This window comes from Candidatus Omnitrophota bacterium, assembly GCA_030695905.1.
In the GTDB taxonomy this organism is placed as follows: domain Bacteria; phylum Omnitrophota; class Gorgyraeia; order 2-01-FULL-45-10; family 2-01-FULL-45-10; genus CAZHPY01.
The window spans coordinates 1-15,605 of the sequence record JAUYOL010000037.1; the positions used below are offsets into that span (position 1 = coordinate 1).

The window sequence follows — 15,605 nt, forward strand, 5'->3', positions numbered from 1 at the left end:
TCATATTCTTGCGCAACTCAAACACCCTCTCTCTATCTCTCATAATATACCTCATCTTTCCACCTCCATAATTTACCTTAAAAACAAACAAAAAACAAAAAGAGAATAAAAACTTTGTGCACACATATCGTGGATAATGCATAAAAGTTAAGAATTAAAAAGGCATAAAAAAAGACTTGACAATTTTATGCACGATGATATACTTGACTTACTTGATTAACAAAATAGAGTATTCGAAAGGATGTGTTTTTTAATATGAAGCTGCCGGCAAAGATAGAATATGCGTATAAAGCCGTGCTGGAACTTGCGCTAAGGTATAATGGGGATAACCCGATACAGATAAATACCTTATGCGAGGCACAAGGAATACCTAAAAAGTTCCTGGTGCAGCTTCTTCTGCGCCTTAAGAATGCCAATATTGTTAATAGTTCAAGAGGGGTTGCCGGGGGGTACTATCTGACGCGTCCTCCGTCGAGAATATCGTTGGCGGATATATTCAGAGCCATTGACGATACTATAATAGGTAGCCCAAAAAAGGCAAGGTCAGCAAAAATTTCAGATGCGGACAGATTGATCTCTGGTATACTGGAAGACGCCAGCAGGGAGACGGTTGCGCGATTAGAGGGGGTGACATTTGACAAATTAGTTTCACAGCTCAAGAACGAGCAGATTACCTACTATATATAGGTAAGAGGTTTTGGTCGGCGAACTTAGGGCCGATCATTTTTAACGAGTTAATGTTTACTAAGTTGATAACAATAATTAAGCCTGCCTACCGGCAGACAGGGAGGAAAAACAAAAATGAGTATATTAGACAACAAAGACGATTTAAAGAAATTAGTTGAGACATTGAATTTCAAGGAGAAGGTAGAAAGGTCTAAGGAGCTTATCAAAGAAGCATATAAAAAATACGGCGATTCTTTGGTTGTGGCAAACTCTCTTGGCAAAGACTCGGTCGCCGTGTGGGACTTGGCAAAGAGGGTAAGTCCCAAAATTCGCGGGTTCGTTGTAACCACCAGGTTTAAACCAAGCCAGACCATAAAATTCATGGATGAGCTTGTAGCCAGATACCCGGAAACGAAAATTTATAAAAACGACTCTGCCATACCGGAGAAGCTTTATGAAACAGAGCCGGATAAGTGTTGTGACATATTAAAGGTTGAGCCGGTAAAGCGCGCAATAGAAGAGATGGGCGTTAAGTGCTGGGTCACAGGGCTGCGTTGTACGGAAGGAAGGACTCGTACGGATTTCAAAGAGGTTGAAGAGCGTGATAAAGGCTTGATAAAGCTCAACCCAATCCTTATATGGAAAGAGCGGGAAGTATGGCAGTACCTGGCGCTTTATCAGGTTCCGGTCAACCCTCTGTATGCTGAAGGATACAGATCTTTAGGATGCGCGCCGTGCACACATATAACAAACGATGACAATGAACGCGCCGGCCGCTGGATAGGAACGAGCAAGTGCGGCGGGGAATGCGGAATACACACAAGGCCGTTGAAGAAAACTGGCCACAAAGCATAAAAAATAGAACTGTCCGATAGGATGGCGGAAAGGAATTCGAATAAATGCTGATAGTTACAGTTCTGGTTGTCGCTATTTTTTTGGCACTGAACATGGGAATAAGCGGATTTTCCGTTTCCTTTGCGCCATCTTTCGGAAGCAATGTTTTAAGTAAAAACAAAGCCGCATTATTTTATGGTCTGTGTGTTATTGCAGGCGGGTGCCTGGTCGGGCCTCGTGTTGTAGAAACGCTCGTAAAGAAGATATCCTATACAGAGATCAGCCTGTTATCCGGCGGAATAATAATCGCGGCCTCGGCAATAACCATGTTTTTGAGCAATGTGCTGAAAGTGCCGCAATCTACGAGCTTTGTTACCGTAGCGAGTTTTGTCGGCGCGGGTTTATTTTATGGCAGGGTCAACTGGTATACGGTGGGTAAGATACTGATGTTCGCGCTCGCCTTTTCTATAATATCTTTTATTCTCACGATCTTTATCAAGCGCAAAATATATCCGCCCCGGCATGGGAACCTAAGATTTTATGAAAATTTTTTCGTGCACAGGGAAAAGTTTAAAAAGTTTATAATTATTCATGATATGTATGCCGGTTTCAGCGTAGGAACGAATAACGTTGCTAATGTGGTGGCCCCACTAACAGGCTTATTAGGCATGGGCAACCTTTTTTGGTTATTTGCTATAAGCCCGTTTTTTGGATTGGGGGCTTATTTCGCGGGAGAGAGAATGATAAAATCCGTTTCAAAAGATATAATACCGGTAGGAGAGTTTTCTGCAAGTATAGTATCTTTTATTACGGCGACATTCGTACTGCTGGCATCTTTGTTAGGATTGCCGACCCCTTATGTGCAGTTCACGACATTTTCTCTCTTGGGGATAAGTTGTGTTAAAGATGGATTTAAAGTTACTGCAGAAAAATCTATAGTGAAAAGAATATTATGGGTTTGGGTGCTTGTACCGATTTTTACGGCGCTATTGAGTTTTGGCATACACAATATTTTTCACAATTATCTGGCACATTAAGGAGTAAGTCATGCAAAATAGTACAAAGATCAGTGCTAATATACTCGAGTCTATAGGAGGCACCCCCTTGATAAGGCTTAATCGCGTAACAGTGCCCGATACGGCAGAAGTACTGGCGAAACTTGAATCGCTCAATCCCGGCGGAAGCGTGAAAGACAGAATAGCGCTTGCCATGATAGAAGACGCAGAAAATAAAGGCCTGCTCACAAAAGACTCAACAGTGATAGAGCCTACAAGTGGCAATACTGGAATTGGGCTTGCAATGGTGTGCGCGGTAAAAGGATATAGATGCGTGTTAACTATGCCGGAAACGATGAGTCTTGAAAGAATATACATATTGAAAGCATACGGAGCCCAGGTCATTCTTACGCCTGGCAGTAAAGGTATGGACGGCGCGATAAAGAAAGCCCAGGAATTATATAAAAAAACACCGCATTCTTTTATGCCGCATCAGTTTCAGCACGCGGCTAATCCCGAGGCGCATAGAAAAACTACTGCACGGGAGATAATAGCGCAGGCCGGTGGGAAAATAGACGCTTTTGTCGCAGGGGTAGGAACCGGCGGGACCATAACAGGAGTGGGAGAAGTGCTCAAAGCACATAACCCGGAAATTAGAATTATAGCAGTTGAGCCCCAAGCCAGCGCCGTTTTATCCGGCAAGCCACATGGCGCCCATAGGATACAGGGCATAGGAGCTGGTTTTATTCCGGATATATTGAATAGAAGTATAATCGATGATATTATTACTGTTAGTGATAGGGACGCATACGATATGGCAAAGTTGCTGGCAAAAAAAGAAGGAATATTTAGTGGGCCGTCTTCCGGTGCAGCCCTTGTAGGAGCTTTGGCGGTTGCAAAAAAATTAGGTAAGGGCAAGAGGGTGGTAACCGTTTTTCCGGATACCGGGGAAAGATATTTTTCGGTAGCGCAGTATTTTGAGTTTTAATGGAACTTTCGCTATAAAAGTGCGGCAAAATGACTCAAAAATATGCCTGATATAGAAACGAGGCTATTAAGTAAAATGGAAGGATACTTTGCCGAGGACGCCAAGCGTATTCGGCATGCTCGCGCTGTGTTGGGCTATGCCAAGGAAATTCTGGAAAAAGAAAAAGGAGATAGAGAAGTAGTCATTCCCGCAGCTATACTACATGATATTGGTATAAAGGAATGTGAAAAAAAGTATAATTCCACCGCAGGCCACTTACAGGAAAAAGAGGGCCCTCCTATAGCAACAGGGATTTTACATGATCTAAATGTGGATGAAGAGATTATTTCAGAGGTATGCCAAATAATAGCCAGTCATCACAGTCCCGGGGAGATAGATACCGCAAATTTTAGGATTCTCTGGGATGCAGACTGGTTAGTTAATCTTAGGGACGAATATGATATTAATGACAGAGAAAAACTAAAAGATGTAATCAAGAAAGTATTTTTAACGGCAACAGGAAGATCCAGGGCCGAGGAAATTTATATTAAAAATGAAAAAAACGGGTAAAATATACATAATAGGCGCGGGGCCCGGGGACCCGGAGCTTATAACGGTAAAAGCTTTAAAGGCGCTAAAAAAAGCCGATACTATTGTGTATGATTTTTTGGCAAGCCCTGAATTATTGAAGTTAGCAAAAAAATCCGCCAAAAAAATATGTGTTGGCAAGGCCGATGGTTTGCACCTTTTGGAGCAGCGCTCTATAAATAATCTTCTTTATAAAAAGGCAGGGCAAGGCAAAGTAGTTGCTCGCCTAAAAGGAGGGGATCCGCTTGTATTCTCAAGAGGAATCGAAGAAGCCCTATATCTAAAAAAGAAAGGCATAGAATTTGAGATAATCCAGGGCCTGACGTCGGCATTTGCGGCCCCGGAAAGTTTCGGTATACCGCTTACGAGAAAAGGGAAATATTCGTCAGTGGCGATTCTGACCGGCAGAAAAAGTAATAGTGAAGCCCTCGACGCACCGGATTGTGATACAATAATCTATCTAATGGCAGTAGCTAATATAGAAAATGTGGTAAGGGCAATAATTAAATCAGGAAGAAAAAGTACCACACCATGCGCCTTTATAGAGAGAGGCGCAACCGACAAAGAACGCATAGTAACAGGGAACGTCTCTAATATAGCTAAGAGAGCGCGTGAATATAAAATTAAATCGCCGGCGATATTTATCGTAGGGGAAGTTGTAAAATACGGGAATAGGCTATATGGGTATAAATTTAAAAAAAGATAATATTATATGCCCCTATTTTGTGGTTGGCGGCAGTAATAGGAAAGAAAAGATCCGCTCTTTTCCCGGCCAGCATAGATTCTCTATAGATTTACTGATAAAAGATATAAGACAATTAAAAGCGCTGGGTGTTAATAAAATTTTGTTATTCGGTGTCCCGGGCAAAAAAGACGAATTAGGAAGCCAGGCGCACAAAAAAGATAATATAGTAAGTCTCGCGGTTCGGCGGATAAAAGAGGGATTTCCACATTTAACGGTAATGACCGATGTTTGTCTATGCGCTTATATAAGTCATGGACATTGTGGAATTATTCGGGAACCCGGGACATGGGATCGGGAATCGGATAATTTTATAGATAATAAGAAAACTTTAGTCGCTCTTTCAAAAATTGCGGTTGCGCACGCAGAAGCCGGAGCAGATTATGTATCGCCGTCAGCGATGGCGAAGGGGCAGGTTGCGGCGATAAGAAGGGCTTTGGATGAGAATGGATACCGCAAAACTAAGATAATGGGGTATTCCGCGAAGTTTGCGTCCAATTTTTACGGGCCATTCAGGAATGCGGCAGATTCCGCGCCCAAATTCGGGGACAGAAAAGGTTACCAGCTGGACTATTCTGATCCCGGATCGGCATTAGCAGAAATTAAAGAGGATATCGATGAGGGCGCGGATATAGTCATGGTCAAGCCGGCGCTTGCCTATCTGGATATAATAAAATCGGCAAAGTTAAAATTTGATAAGCCGATAGCTGCTTATAATGTAAGCGGTGAGTATGCTCTTGTGAAGTATGGGGCAAAACAGGGCCTGTGGGATGAAGGCGAAATGGTCAAAGAAATAATAGTATCGATAAAAAGGGCCGGCGCCGATTATATTATTACGTATCACGCGAAGGAAATAGCGAAATGGTAAATTTCGTCTGGAGGATCAAAAAATGAGTGCGGAAAATATTGATTATGACGGTCTGAAAAAACGGGGATTTTTGAGGCAGAAGCAGGACGGATTTTTTGTCCTTAGGGCAAAGATGCCGCATGGCGTGTATAGCCCGGACAACCTTTTAAAAATAAATGAGATAGCAGCTAAATATGGGCGAGGCATTATTCATGCCACGACAAGGCAAGGTCTAGAGATACCTTTTATTAAATTTGAAGATATCGAGCGTGTTGAAAAGGAAATAAGAGCAGCCGGTATAGAGACCGGCACATCAGGTCCCCGCTTAAGGACGACTACAACCTGCCCGGGAAATAATTGGTGCAAGTCAGGGCTTATTAATACATTTTCTTTATACGATAGGATCGAAAACGAACTGGGTATAAAGTGTGCTATGGACCTTCCGCATAAATTTAAAATTGTCATATCCGGCTGTACCAATACCTGCACCCGCCCTCAAACTTCCGAAATAGGCATTCATGGCCAGGTAGATCTCGCGACCAAAAAGATAGGGTATGCTATCTATTTGGGAGGCTGCGGCGGGAAGACTCCAAGGAACGGCTTTAAGCTTGATCGTATCTTTACCGAAGATGAGGCATTAGTCGTGATAGAAAAGACTGTGAAATTTTTTAAAGAGAATGCCAAGCCAAAGCAGCGCTTGGCGCTGCTTATAGAGGAAATTGGCAGGGATAGGTTCTTAAAGGAAGTTGTGGTATAATAAAACTACACCGGCCCGGTGTAAACTTGGAGGTTCGTATGTCAGGCATATTTTCTGATATAACAAAAACGATAGGCCGCACGCCATTAGTTAAGATAAATAAGCTTACGGAAGGAGTTGGCGCGACAATTCTGGCAAAATTGGAATTTTTTAATCCATTATCAAGCGTTAAGGACAGGATAGGCATAGCGATGGTAGAAGATGCCGAAAAGAAGGGGCTGCTGAAAAAAGAGTCTGTCATAATTGAGCCAACGAGTGGAAATACAGGTATAGCACTCGCGTTTGTCGCTGCGGCAAAAGGATATAAATTGATACTGACAATGCCGGACACGATGAGCCTGGAACGAAGGCAGCTTTTAAAGATATTAGGCGCCGAAATTGTCCTTACGGACGGTGCAAAGGGCATGAAAGGAGCGGTTGAGAAGGCGGAGGAACTTGTTAAAAAGACCAAAAACGCTTATATGCCCCAGCAGTTTAATAATCCTGCTAATCCCGAGATACATCGCAAGACGACGGCCGAAGAGATATGGAAAGACACAGATGGTAAAGTGGATATATTCATCGCGGGCGTAGGAACCGGCGGAACGATTACGGGCGTAGGAGAAGTCTTAAAGGAGCGCAAGCCCACGGTAAAGATCATCGCCGTTGAGCCGAAAGATTCAGCGGTGCTGTCCGGCAATAAGCCCGGCCCACACAAGATACAGGGTATAGGCGCGGGGTTTGTGCCGCAGGTATTGGATCTGAAAATAATAGATGAGATCATGCAGGTTTCCAACGAAGATTCGGGAGCGATAGCCAAGAGATTGGCGCGCGAAGAGGGGATATTCGTTGGTATATCCAGCGGCGCTGCGATGTGGGCGGCGCTGGAAGTGGCAAAAAGAAAAGAGTCGGAAGGCAAGACTACAGTCGTTGTCCTGCCCGACACCGGAGAAAGATACCTCTCCACCTGGTTATTTCAGGAATTTCTGACGTAAAATAAAAAACCTTGACAAATTCGAGCTTTCCTGTATAATCCACACTAAACTAATCATATTTATAGGAATTCGAACCGTCATGAAGATAACATACAAAGGAGACTACGCTTTAAAAGCCATTTTTCAGCTTGCCTTAAAGCACGATGAGGAAGGCGACGGCGTCATGTCTATATCCGAAATAGCCGGGCATGGCGATATGCCGACAAAATTTTTAGAACAGATACTGCTGGCTTTAAGAAAAGGCGGTTTTGTTAAATCAAAGAGAGGGATAAATGGCGGATTTTCTTTGGCAAGATCCGCTAAAGATATAACCGTCGGCCAGATAGTCAGGTTTATAGAAGGCCCGATAGAGCCTATATCATGCGTGAAGGAAGATAAGTATAAAGGATGTAAGGATATGGCAAGCTGTATCTTCAGGGGCGTGTGGAAAGAGGTGGCTTTGGTTACATCAAAAATTGTGGACAATCTGACATTTGCCGACCTGATATTAAGATACAGAAGAAAAGGGCGCCGCGCCAAGTCCGGTTACGAATACGCGATATAAAAAGGTAAAATGAATATAGCATTAGTCGGTAATCCAAATGTAGGTAAGAGCGTAATCTTTAATTCCTTGACCGGAAATTACGTTACTGTTTCGAATTATCCCGGTACAACCGTGGATGTTTCTAAGGGTGAGGGCAAATTTGGCGCAAAACAGTATACTATAATAGATACGCCGGGTGTCAATAGTCTTACCGCTCATTCAGAGGACGAAGAGGTCACAAAAGATATATTATTAAAGAGTGACACCGCTGTGATAGTCCAGGTTGCGGACAGCAAAAATCTAAAGAGGTCGTTATTGCTCACACTTGAACTTATCGAGATTGGCATACCGCTTGTATTATGCCTTAATATGAGTGACGAGGCAAAGGAGCGCGGCATAGCCATAGATGTAAAAAAGCTTGCGGACAGGCTTGGCATAAATATAGTGGAGACCGTAGCTGTTACCGGTGAAGGTATAGCGAAATTGAAAGAAGCTATTTTGAAGACCAAAGCGCCAAGCCCTGCCGTAGAGTATTTAAAGACTGAAAGAGAAGGCGCGGGCACTGACAAGATATCGTTAATGAGAGCCAGGGAGAGGGTAGTTGAAGCGCTATTAAAAGATATACTAAAGTTTTCTAAACCACTGAAGAAAAATATTGCTGAAGCGATCGGTAGGATAACTACAAGGCCCATTACCGGTGTGCCTATACTAATACTAATCATGACTCTGATGTACTTTTTCGTAGGAAAGTTCGCCGCGGGTACATTAGTAGATTTTTTTGAGAATACTCTATTTGGAAATATAGTAAATCCGTTTTTTATATCGGTAGTTGATAAATATATAGGCGCGAGTCTGGTAAGAGATTTTTTAATAGGAGACTATGGCATTCTTACCATGGCCTTGACTTATGCGTTTGCTATCATATTTCCCATAGTTACGGCTTTCTTTTTATTTTTTGGCATCTTGGAGGATTCAGGATATCTTCCAAGGCTTTCTGTATTAAGCGATACCATCTTTAAGGTGATAGGCTTAAATGGCAGGGCGATATTACCCATAATATTAGGCTTGGGATGCGGAACGATGGCAACGTTGACCGCCAGGATACTCGATACAAAAAAAGAGCGGATACTCGTAAGCATATTATTAACTTTAGCCATACCGTGTTCAGCACAGCTCGGGGTAATAATGGGTATGTTGGGCAGTGTTTCCGGTAAAGCGCTTGTCTCGTGGTTAGTAATAATGATCCTTATTCTTGTGGCCGTTGGATTTATTGCTTCTAAGGTTGTTCCGGGCGCCAGAAGCCCATTTATACAGGAGATACCGCCTATAAGAATGCCGCAGATAAAGAATATATTTGTGAAGACGTTTGCCCGGCTTAAGTGGTATCTTAAAGAGGCTGTGCCGTTATTCGTGCTGGGAACCGCGCTTCTATTTATATTGAACGCAGCCGGTTTACTAAAGGTGATAGAGAGTTTGGTCAGTCCGGTCGTAGTTGGATTATTGGGATTGCCGCAAAAAGCGACCGAAGCCTTTATAATAGGTTTCTTAAGAAGAGATTATGGCGCCGCAGGACTATACGCGCTCTCAAAGTCAGGCGCGTTAGATGGAATTCAGACTCTGGTAAGTGTCGTCGTTATCACACTGTTTGTGCCGTGTGTGGCCCAGTTCTTTGTTATTGTTAAAGAAAGAGGCATAAAAATAGCCTGTCTAATAGGCGGATTTGTATTTATATTCGCATTTCTGTTTGGAGGGGCGCTGAATTTTCTTGTACGCCATTTATCGGCCTTAGGGATATCTGTCATTTAAATAAAAGGGAAAGATATGGAAAGAGATCATAAGATAGAAGAAGCGTTAAGCATAGTCTGGGATGAGAGAGAAAAGAATGTCTTTAGCGAGCAGAGCTTAAGACCCAGGATAGTTGATAAGGTGGGTGAAGACATTCTGGATACGCTTATCAAAGAAGGCTATATCACGCTTGACAATAGTAAAGCCGTAAGATTTACGATAAAAGGAGAGGGCTTAGCAAGGGACATTACAAGGAGGCAACGCCTTGCCGAAAGACTTCTTATCGATGTACTTGAACTCGGGCGGCGAGAGATGGATTATCAGGCGTGCGAGTTCGAGCATATTTTATCAAAGGAGGTAGAAGAAAGCATATGTACGCTTTTAGGGCATCCGAAAGAATGCCCGCACGGTCTTCCCATTCCTTCGGGAGATTGCTGCCGGAAGGCAAAGGATTACCTGGAGAGTGTGGTTGTGTCGTTGTCAAAACTGTCCGCGGGAGAGGCGGCCCGGATAGTATATGTATTAACAAGAGAGCATCCGCAGCTTCATAAGCTGATGGCGTTTGGGGTCACGCCCGGGGCGAAGGTGTTCGTGCATCAGGTATCACCTTCGTTTGTGATACAGGTTGACCAGACTCAGGTTGCGTTGGAAAGTGAAATAGCAAAAGAGATTTTTGTAAAGAGAGTAAAGAAAGGAGAGGTGTAAAGATGGCGAAGACGATTAAAGAGATAAATGAAAAGATAAAAAGCGGGGCGGTCGTTGTGGTCACGGCCGAGGAGGTAATAGACCTCGTAGAGAAGAACGGGTTGGCCGAGACCGCGAAGAAAGTGGATGTTGTTACAACGGGAACGTTTGGTCCGATGTGCTCAAGCGGCGCCTACCTTAATATAGGACATTCTAAACCAAAGATAAAGCTGGGCGGCGGCAAAGTAACTTTAAACAATGTGCCGGCGTATGCGGGATTTGCGGCGGTCGATATTTATGTGGGAGCAACCGCTATGCCTGACGACGATCCCAGGAACAAAGTATTTCCGGGTGAGTTTAAATATGGCGGAGCGCATGTAATAGAGGAGCTCGTTGGGGGTAAGGATGTAGTGCTTGAAGGAACCGCGTATGGTACGGATTGCTATCCGCGCAAGCATATCAAGACATATATCAATATACAAGACATCAACGAGGCGGTTCTTTTAAATCCGCGTAATTGTTACCAGAACTATAATTGCGCAGTCAATCTATCTACAGAAAAAACAATATACACCTATATGGGGTCGTTAAAACCAAACATAGGTAATGCGAATTATTGTTCGGCAGGGCAGCTATCCCCGCTTCTTAAGGATCCATATTATAGGACAATAGGGGTTGGAACGCGTATATATTTAGGTGGAGGAGTAGGCTATGTATATTGGCATGGTACGCAGCATAATCCTTCCGTGAAGAGAAAAGATAATGGTGTGCCGCAAGCGCCCGCCGGAACGCTGGCGGTTATGGGAGATCTCAAACAGATGAAGTCGAAGTGGCTCATGGGCACATCATTCCAGGGTTATGGGACAACGCTCGTTGTCGGCATGGGGATACCTATACCTATATTGAATGAAGATATTCTTAAGTCTGCCGCGGCAAAAGACGAGAATCTGTGGACACAGATAGTCGATTACAGCGAAGACTATCCTCAAGGCAAGGTCGGCTCTCTCGGAGAGGTTAATTACAAACAGTTAAGAAGCGGCAAGATATCCGTGAAAGGAAAAGAAGTTCCTACATCATCGCTTTCGAGCTACTCTAAGGCGCGCGAGATCGCCGATGAATTGAAGAAGTGGATAGCGGATAAGAAGTTCTTCCTTACGGAGTTTGTGCAGGCATTGCCGGGGGCGGACTCAGGCTACAGCTTCAAGCCGCTCAAAGAGCGGCCAGTCAAGGAAGAGTAATTGTATCAAGCTGGAGGCAGTCCTTTGGCGGCCGCCAAAGGACTGCCTGTGAACGGAGTATAATATGGCTCACTTTGCGCATGTCTTTTTGCACTACCTCTATGAGATACTCCCCGCGCTCGCGGTAGGGTTCTTTATCAGCGGGCTGGTGCATGAGCTTATACCCGAAGACAAAGTATTAAAATACTTAGGCGGCGGCGGGATCAAGCCCATATTTTATTCTACATTGATAGGCACGCTGCTTCCGGTCTGCTGCTGGGGAAGCCTTCCCATAGCGGTGAGTTTCTACAAAAAGGGCGCCAAGCTTGGGCCCATTCTCGCTTTTCTTGTCGCCACACCCGCAACATCTATAAGCGCGTTATTAGTCGCATATTCAGTCCTCGGATTAAATTTTGCCATATACATATTTTTTGCGGTGATAATAATGGGTTTAGCCATAGGGCTTATAGGTGACAGAATAAAGCATGTCAGGCATACGCAGCCAGAGAAGATATCGTGTCCGCACTGTGAGCTGAAGCCTGAGCATATACACAAGCATGAAAAGAAGACCATGGCCCAGAGGGCAAAGTCGGTTTTGAAATACGCCTTTGTAACGTTGCCAAAAGAGATAGGCCCGGAGCTTTTTATGGGTATATTACTGGCTACCATTGTCGCTACATTCGTCCCATTAGGGCAGCTGGTCAAATCATATCTTGGCGGATGGGTAGGTTATCTATTCTCCATAGTCTTTGGCGTCCTCACATATATATGCTCTACAGCCACGGTACCATTTGTGGATAGTCTTATTAGGCAGGGTATGAGTGTTGGAGCGGGCATGACGCTTCTTTTAATCGGGCCGGTAACAAGTTATGGTACGATACTCGTATTAAAAAAAGAATATGGGCTTAAGGTCTTGTCGATATTTCTATCATCATTAATAGTGATCTCTCTTTTACTTGGGGTCGGCTATCAGTTAATTTTGACAAACATAAGGTAATACTATATACTATTTATTAATACCTTAAAGTGGCCGAAGGATCGGGGGTTAAATCATGGCTGGTAAAAAGGTACTTATAGTAGATGATGAGATAGATTTTGTCGCTGTTTTAAGGACCCGCCTCGAAGCGAATAATTTTGAAGTAGCTGTCGCGTATGACGGTGAAGAAGGGCTTGAGAAGGTCAAAGAAGTCGCGCCGGACATTATAATACTGGACATCATGATGCCAAAGATAAACGGTTTTGATGTCTGCCGCAAGCTCAAACTCGACCATAACTACAAAGACATTCCTGTGATAATGCTCACCGCAAAATTTCAGGCCAGTGATATAAAATTCGGCCAGGCTGTGGGCGTTAATGCTTACATAACCAAACCATTTGAACCGCAAGTGCTTTTAGATAAGATGCGTGAATTATTGCAGAAAAACAAATAATCACCGCGGAGGGTATTATATGAAGAAAAAATTGATAATAGTTGTCCTGTTTATCGTCGGAGTTGCATTCGGCCTTGTGTTGGCCCATGGTCCGTTGAATGCACAGGGAGATTCCGATATTTTATCCAAACTTAATGATATCGCTAAGGGCCAGGAAGATCTTATGGCAGCGATGAATTCTATCAGAGAGGACCTGCAGATAATAAAAGTGCGGGTTACGCAACTGCAATAGTCTATGCCTTCAGAGAACATATCATACATAGTAGCGTTTGCCGCGGGCCTTTTAACGTATCTATCTCCATGCCTTCTACCATTAATACCGGCCTTCATTGCCTATATAACCGGAGTGTCATTCCAGGACTTTAAGAACGAAGAGAAGAAAAAGATACTCCGGAAGAAGACTATTATCCATTCGCTTCTTTTTATCGTAGGGTTCTCCGTAGTATTTGTATTGCTGGGGCTTACCGCGACATTCGTCGGTAAAGCGCTTTTTCAATACCAAAAATTTATAAGAATAGCCGGAGGGGCGCTCATAGCGTTATTCGGCCTGCAGCTTTTGGGGCTACTTAATTTTAATTTCCTTATTAAGGAAAGAAAGCTGCCCATAGTGGCAAAAGGCGCAAGTTATGCGGGATCATTTTTGATCGGCGTGACATTTGCCGCGGCCTGGACGCCATGCGCAGGGCCTATCTTGGGCTCAATACTGGTCCTTGCCGGCACAAAGGCAGATATGCTTGCAGGCGCGAAACTTCTGACCGCTTACTCACTTGGCATAGCCATACCTTTTTTTATAACAGCAATTCTGGTAAACTCATTTTTGGAACATTTTAACAAGTTCCAGAAGGCGATAGGCGTAATAAATAAAATAGGCGGAGTCTTTCTTATAATGATCGGAATTTTATTGGCGACGAATTATCTTGCGGTTATATCGGAAAAATTATTGAGCTCGTTTACAAAATAGCCTGCCTATCGGCGAGGCAAAGAAAGGGGCGATTATGAAATTCATAAAAGGGTTTATTTCGATAGCGGTATTGTTTTTGGCGGTGGGTTGCTCCAGTACGGGAGCGATTGAAATAGGAAGCGAGGCGCCCGACTTCAGCCTTCCGAATATCGAAGGCAAGCAGGTGAGCCTTTCCAGTTTTAAGGGTAAGGTAATAATACTGGATTTTTTCGCGAGCTGGTGCCCACCCTGTAAACAGGAAGTCCCCGATTTTATAGCGCTGCAGAAGGCGTATGGCGCCGAAGGCTTTGCCGTAATAGGCGTGGCATTGGTTAATGCCAAAGACGCGAAAAATTTCGCGCAGGAGTTTGGCGTAAATTATCCAATTCTCGTAGATGATGGCAAGGTTAGTAATCTTTATGGCCCGATAAGGAGTATACCGACGACATTTATATTGGATAAAAGCGGCAAGATAGTTAAGCTATATATAGGTTTTCGCCCAAAGAGTGTTTTTGAGGCCGATATAAAGGAATTGCTTAAATAAACATGATTATAACTAAACAAAAAGAGATAAAAGAGATCTTAAAGTACCTCGAAGGGGAGAAGAATATTTTTCTCATCGGCTGCGGTGAGTGCTCCACCACGTGTAAAACCGGCGGCGAAGAGGATGTCAAAAAAATAAAAGAGTTGCTCGAGAAAGAAGGCAAGGTTGTGACGGGATATTCTGTACCGACAGCGCCGTGTATTGCCGCAAAAGTGAAGATGGAGCTGGCGAAGAACAGAAAAACCATCGAATCTTCGGATGCCATTCTGGTATTGGCATGCGGCCTCGGGATACAATCCGTCGCGGAGAACCTACGGGTCGATAAGAAAGTTCACGTTGGGTGTGACACCCTTTTTATGGGCGCTATCGACGCGTCCGGCACATTTATGGAAAGGTGCTCCGCATGCGGAGACTGCATTCTCGATCTTACGGGTCTTATATGTCCGGTAACGCGCTGCGCCAAAGGGTTATTAAATGGGCCTTGCGGCGGGCAGGATAAGGGCAAATGCGAAGTAGACAAAAATCGCGACTGCGCGTGGATACTCATCTATAATCAACTAAAAAAACAGGGCAACCTGAATCTGCTGAAAGCAAAGCGTCCCCCCAAAGATTACTCCAAATCATCGAAGCCACGGCAATTGAAACTGCAATAAAGTTTGTTTCCTCCTCTCTCACCCTTATGATATAAAACTTCCCCGTCTCTCTAATGTATTGATAGCGGGGCCTGCCGCTTTGAGGACTTTTGTTTCTACAGGTTCGCATAGACTCTATGAATAGCCCGCCAGGATTAACAACGCATCCGGCTATATAAAGCATATACGTGATGGTCAATATGGAATCCTATAGCGGCGGTCTATTCCTGTATGCCATGCTCGCCCAATATCCAAAAGTCCTCAAAGCGTCACCCGCGATTGATATCCATAGACAGACAGGGAAGTTTTATACGGTATGAGTGCAACAACCTAAGCCTACGGTTATGGGAAGCACAATAAAAATGTTAGGTCTTTTGTGATGACGAAAAACGGTTAAAAAGGGCCGAGGATGTTCGCCTTCGTTTTAAACTTAGGCGATCCCGCCGCTTTTTGGCGGGATGAGGCCCCGTTTAGGGGCCG

Annotated in this window: 19 protein-coding genes; all 19 read left to right on the forward strand. The window is 44.0% G+C overall.

Going from position 1 to position 15,605, the window contains the following annotated elements; genetic code table 11:
- The first annotated feature begins 255 nt into the window (after window positions 1-255).
- The 19 genes from Q8R38_06580 (at window position 256) to Q8R38_06670 (ending at window position 15,146) form a co-directional block, all read left to right on the forward strand.
- Entirely contained in the window at window positions 256-687 is a 432-nt protein-coding gene (locus Q8R38_06580; GenBank protein MDP3791691.1) for an Rrf2 family transcriptional regulator, read from the forward strand.
- Window positions 688-801: 114 nt separating this feature from the next.
- A complete protein-coding gene (locus Q8R38_06585; protein ID MDP3791692.1) occupies window positions 802-1,521 on the forward strand; it encodes a phosphoadenylyl-sulfate reductase in 720 nt (239 codons plus the stop codon).
- 44 nt (window positions 1,522-1,565) lie between these two features.
- The gene (locus Q8R38_06590) at window positions 1,566-2,537 is read left to right on the forward strand and encodes an inorganic phosphate transporter (protein ID MDP3791693.1); all 972 of its coding nucleotides are present in this window, start codon (window positions 1,566-1,568) and stop codon (window positions 2,535-2,537) included.
- Between the two features lie 10 nt (window positions 2,538-2,547).
- Window positions 2,548-3,483 (forward strand): cysteine synthase A, encoded by a 936-nt coding sequence (gene cysK / locus Q8R38_06595; GenBank protein MDP3791694.1) that lies wholly within the window; start codon window positions 2,548-2,550, stop codon window positions 3,481-3,483.
- A gap of 42 nt (window positions 3,484-3,525) precedes the next feature.
- Window positions 3,526-4,032 (forward strand): HD domain-containing protein, encoded by a 507-nt coding sequence (locus Q8R38_06600; GenBank protein ID MDP3791695.1) that lies wholly within the window; start codon window positions 3,526-3,528, stop codon window positions 4,030-4,032.
- Entirely contained in the window at window positions 4,016-4,756 is a 741-nt protein-coding gene (gene cobA / locus Q8R38_06605) for a uroporphyrinogen-III C-methyltransferase (protein MDP3791696.1), read from the forward strand. Before Q8R38_06600 ends, cobA begins: the two co-directional genes overlap by 17 nt.
- Window positions 4,731-5,660 carry a porphobilinogen synthase gene (hemB, locus tag Q8R38_06610; GenBank protein MDP3791697.1) on the forward strand — a complete coding sequence of 310 codons (930 nt, stop codon included), beginning with the start codon at window positions 4,731-4,733 and terminating at the stop codon, window positions 5,658-5,660. Before cobA ends, hemB begins: the two co-directional genes overlap by 26 nt.
- Window positions 5,661-5,682: 22 nt before the next feature.
- Window positions 5,683-6,396: a hypothetical protein gene (locus Q8R38_06615; GenBank protein ID MDP3791698.1), complete on the forward strand. Its 714-nt coding sequence runs from the start codon at window positions 5,683-5,685 to the stop codon at window positions 6,394-6,396.
- A 38-nt stretch (window positions 6,397-6,434) separates the two neighbouring features.
- Window positions 6,435-7,370, forward strand: a complete 936-nt coding sequence (gene cysK, locus Q8R38_06620) for a cysteine synthase A (GenBank protein MDP3791699.1) — start codon at window positions 6,435-6,437, stop codon at window positions 7,368-7,370.
- A 79-nt stretch (window positions 7,371-7,449) separates the two neighbouring features.
- Window positions 7,450-7,914: an Rrf2 family transcriptional regulator gene (locus Q8R38_06625; protein MDP3791700.1), complete on the forward strand. Its 465-nt coding sequence runs from the start codon at window positions 7,450-7,452 to the stop codon at window positions 7,912-7,914.
- Window positions 7,915-7,923: 9 nt separating this feature from the next.
- Complete coding sequence (locus Q8R38_06630) at window positions 7,924-9,699, forward strand: ferrous iron transporter B (protein MDP3791701.1); 1,776 nt, start codon at window positions 7,924-7,926, stop codon at window positions 9,697-9,699.
- Between the two features lie 15 nt (window positions 9,700-9,714).
- The gene (locus Q8R38_06635) at window positions 9,715-10,383 is read left to right on the forward strand and encodes a metal-dependent transcriptional regulator (protein MDP3791702.1); all 669 of its coding nucleotides are present in this window, start codon (window positions 9,715-9,717) and stop codon (window positions 10,381-10,383) included.
- Between the two features lie 2 nt (window positions 10,384-10,385).
- The gene (locus tag Q8R38_06640; protein ID MDP3791703.1) at window positions 10,386-11,600 is read left to right on the forward strand and encodes a homocysteine biosynthesis protein; all 1,215 of its coding nucleotides are present in this window, start codon (window positions 10,386-10,388) and stop codon (window positions 11,598-11,600) included.
- 64 nt (window positions 11,601-11,664) lie between these two features.
- Window positions 11,665-12,576, forward strand: a complete 912-nt coding sequence (locus tag Q8R38_06645) for a permease (GenBank protein MDP3791704.1) — start codon at window positions 11,665-11,667, stop codon at window positions 12,574-12,576.
- 55 nt (window positions 12,577-12,631) lie between these two features.
- On the forward strand, window positions 12,632-13,009 hold the full coding sequence (locus Q8R38_06650; GenBank protein ID MDP3791705.1) for a response regulator: 378 nt from the start codon (window positions 12,632-12,634) through the stop codon (window positions 13,007-13,009).
- 19 nt (window positions 13,010-13,028) lie between these two features.
- Complete coding sequence (locus tag Q8R38_06655; GenBank protein MDP3791706.1) at window positions 13,029-13,241, forward strand: hypothetical protein; 213 nt, start codon at window positions 13,029-13,031, stop codon at window positions 13,239-13,241.
- A 3-nt stretch (window positions 13,242-13,244) separates the two neighbouring features.
- Window positions 13,245-13,970 (forward strand): cytochrome c biogenesis protein CcdA, encoded by a 726-nt coding sequence (locus Q8R38_06660; protein MDP3791707.1) that lies wholly within the window; start codon window positions 13,245-13,247, stop codon window positions 13,968-13,970.
- 34 nt (window positions 13,971-14,004) lie between these two features.
- Window positions 14,005-14,493 carry a TlpA disulfide reductase family protein gene (locus Q8R38_06665; GenBank protein ID MDP3791708.1) on the forward strand — a complete coding sequence of 163 codons (489 nt, stop codon included), beginning with the start codon at window positions 14,005-14,007 and terminating at the stop codon, window positions 14,491-14,493.
- Between the two features lie 2 nt (window positions 14,494-14,495).
- Complete coding sequence (locus Q8R38_06670; protein ID MDP3791709.1) at window positions 14,496-15,146, forward strand: methylenetetrahydrofolate reductase C-terminal domain-containing protein; 651 nt, start codon at window positions 14,496-14,498, stop codon at window positions 15,144-15,146.
- Window positions 15,147-15,605: the final 459 nt, after the last annotated feature.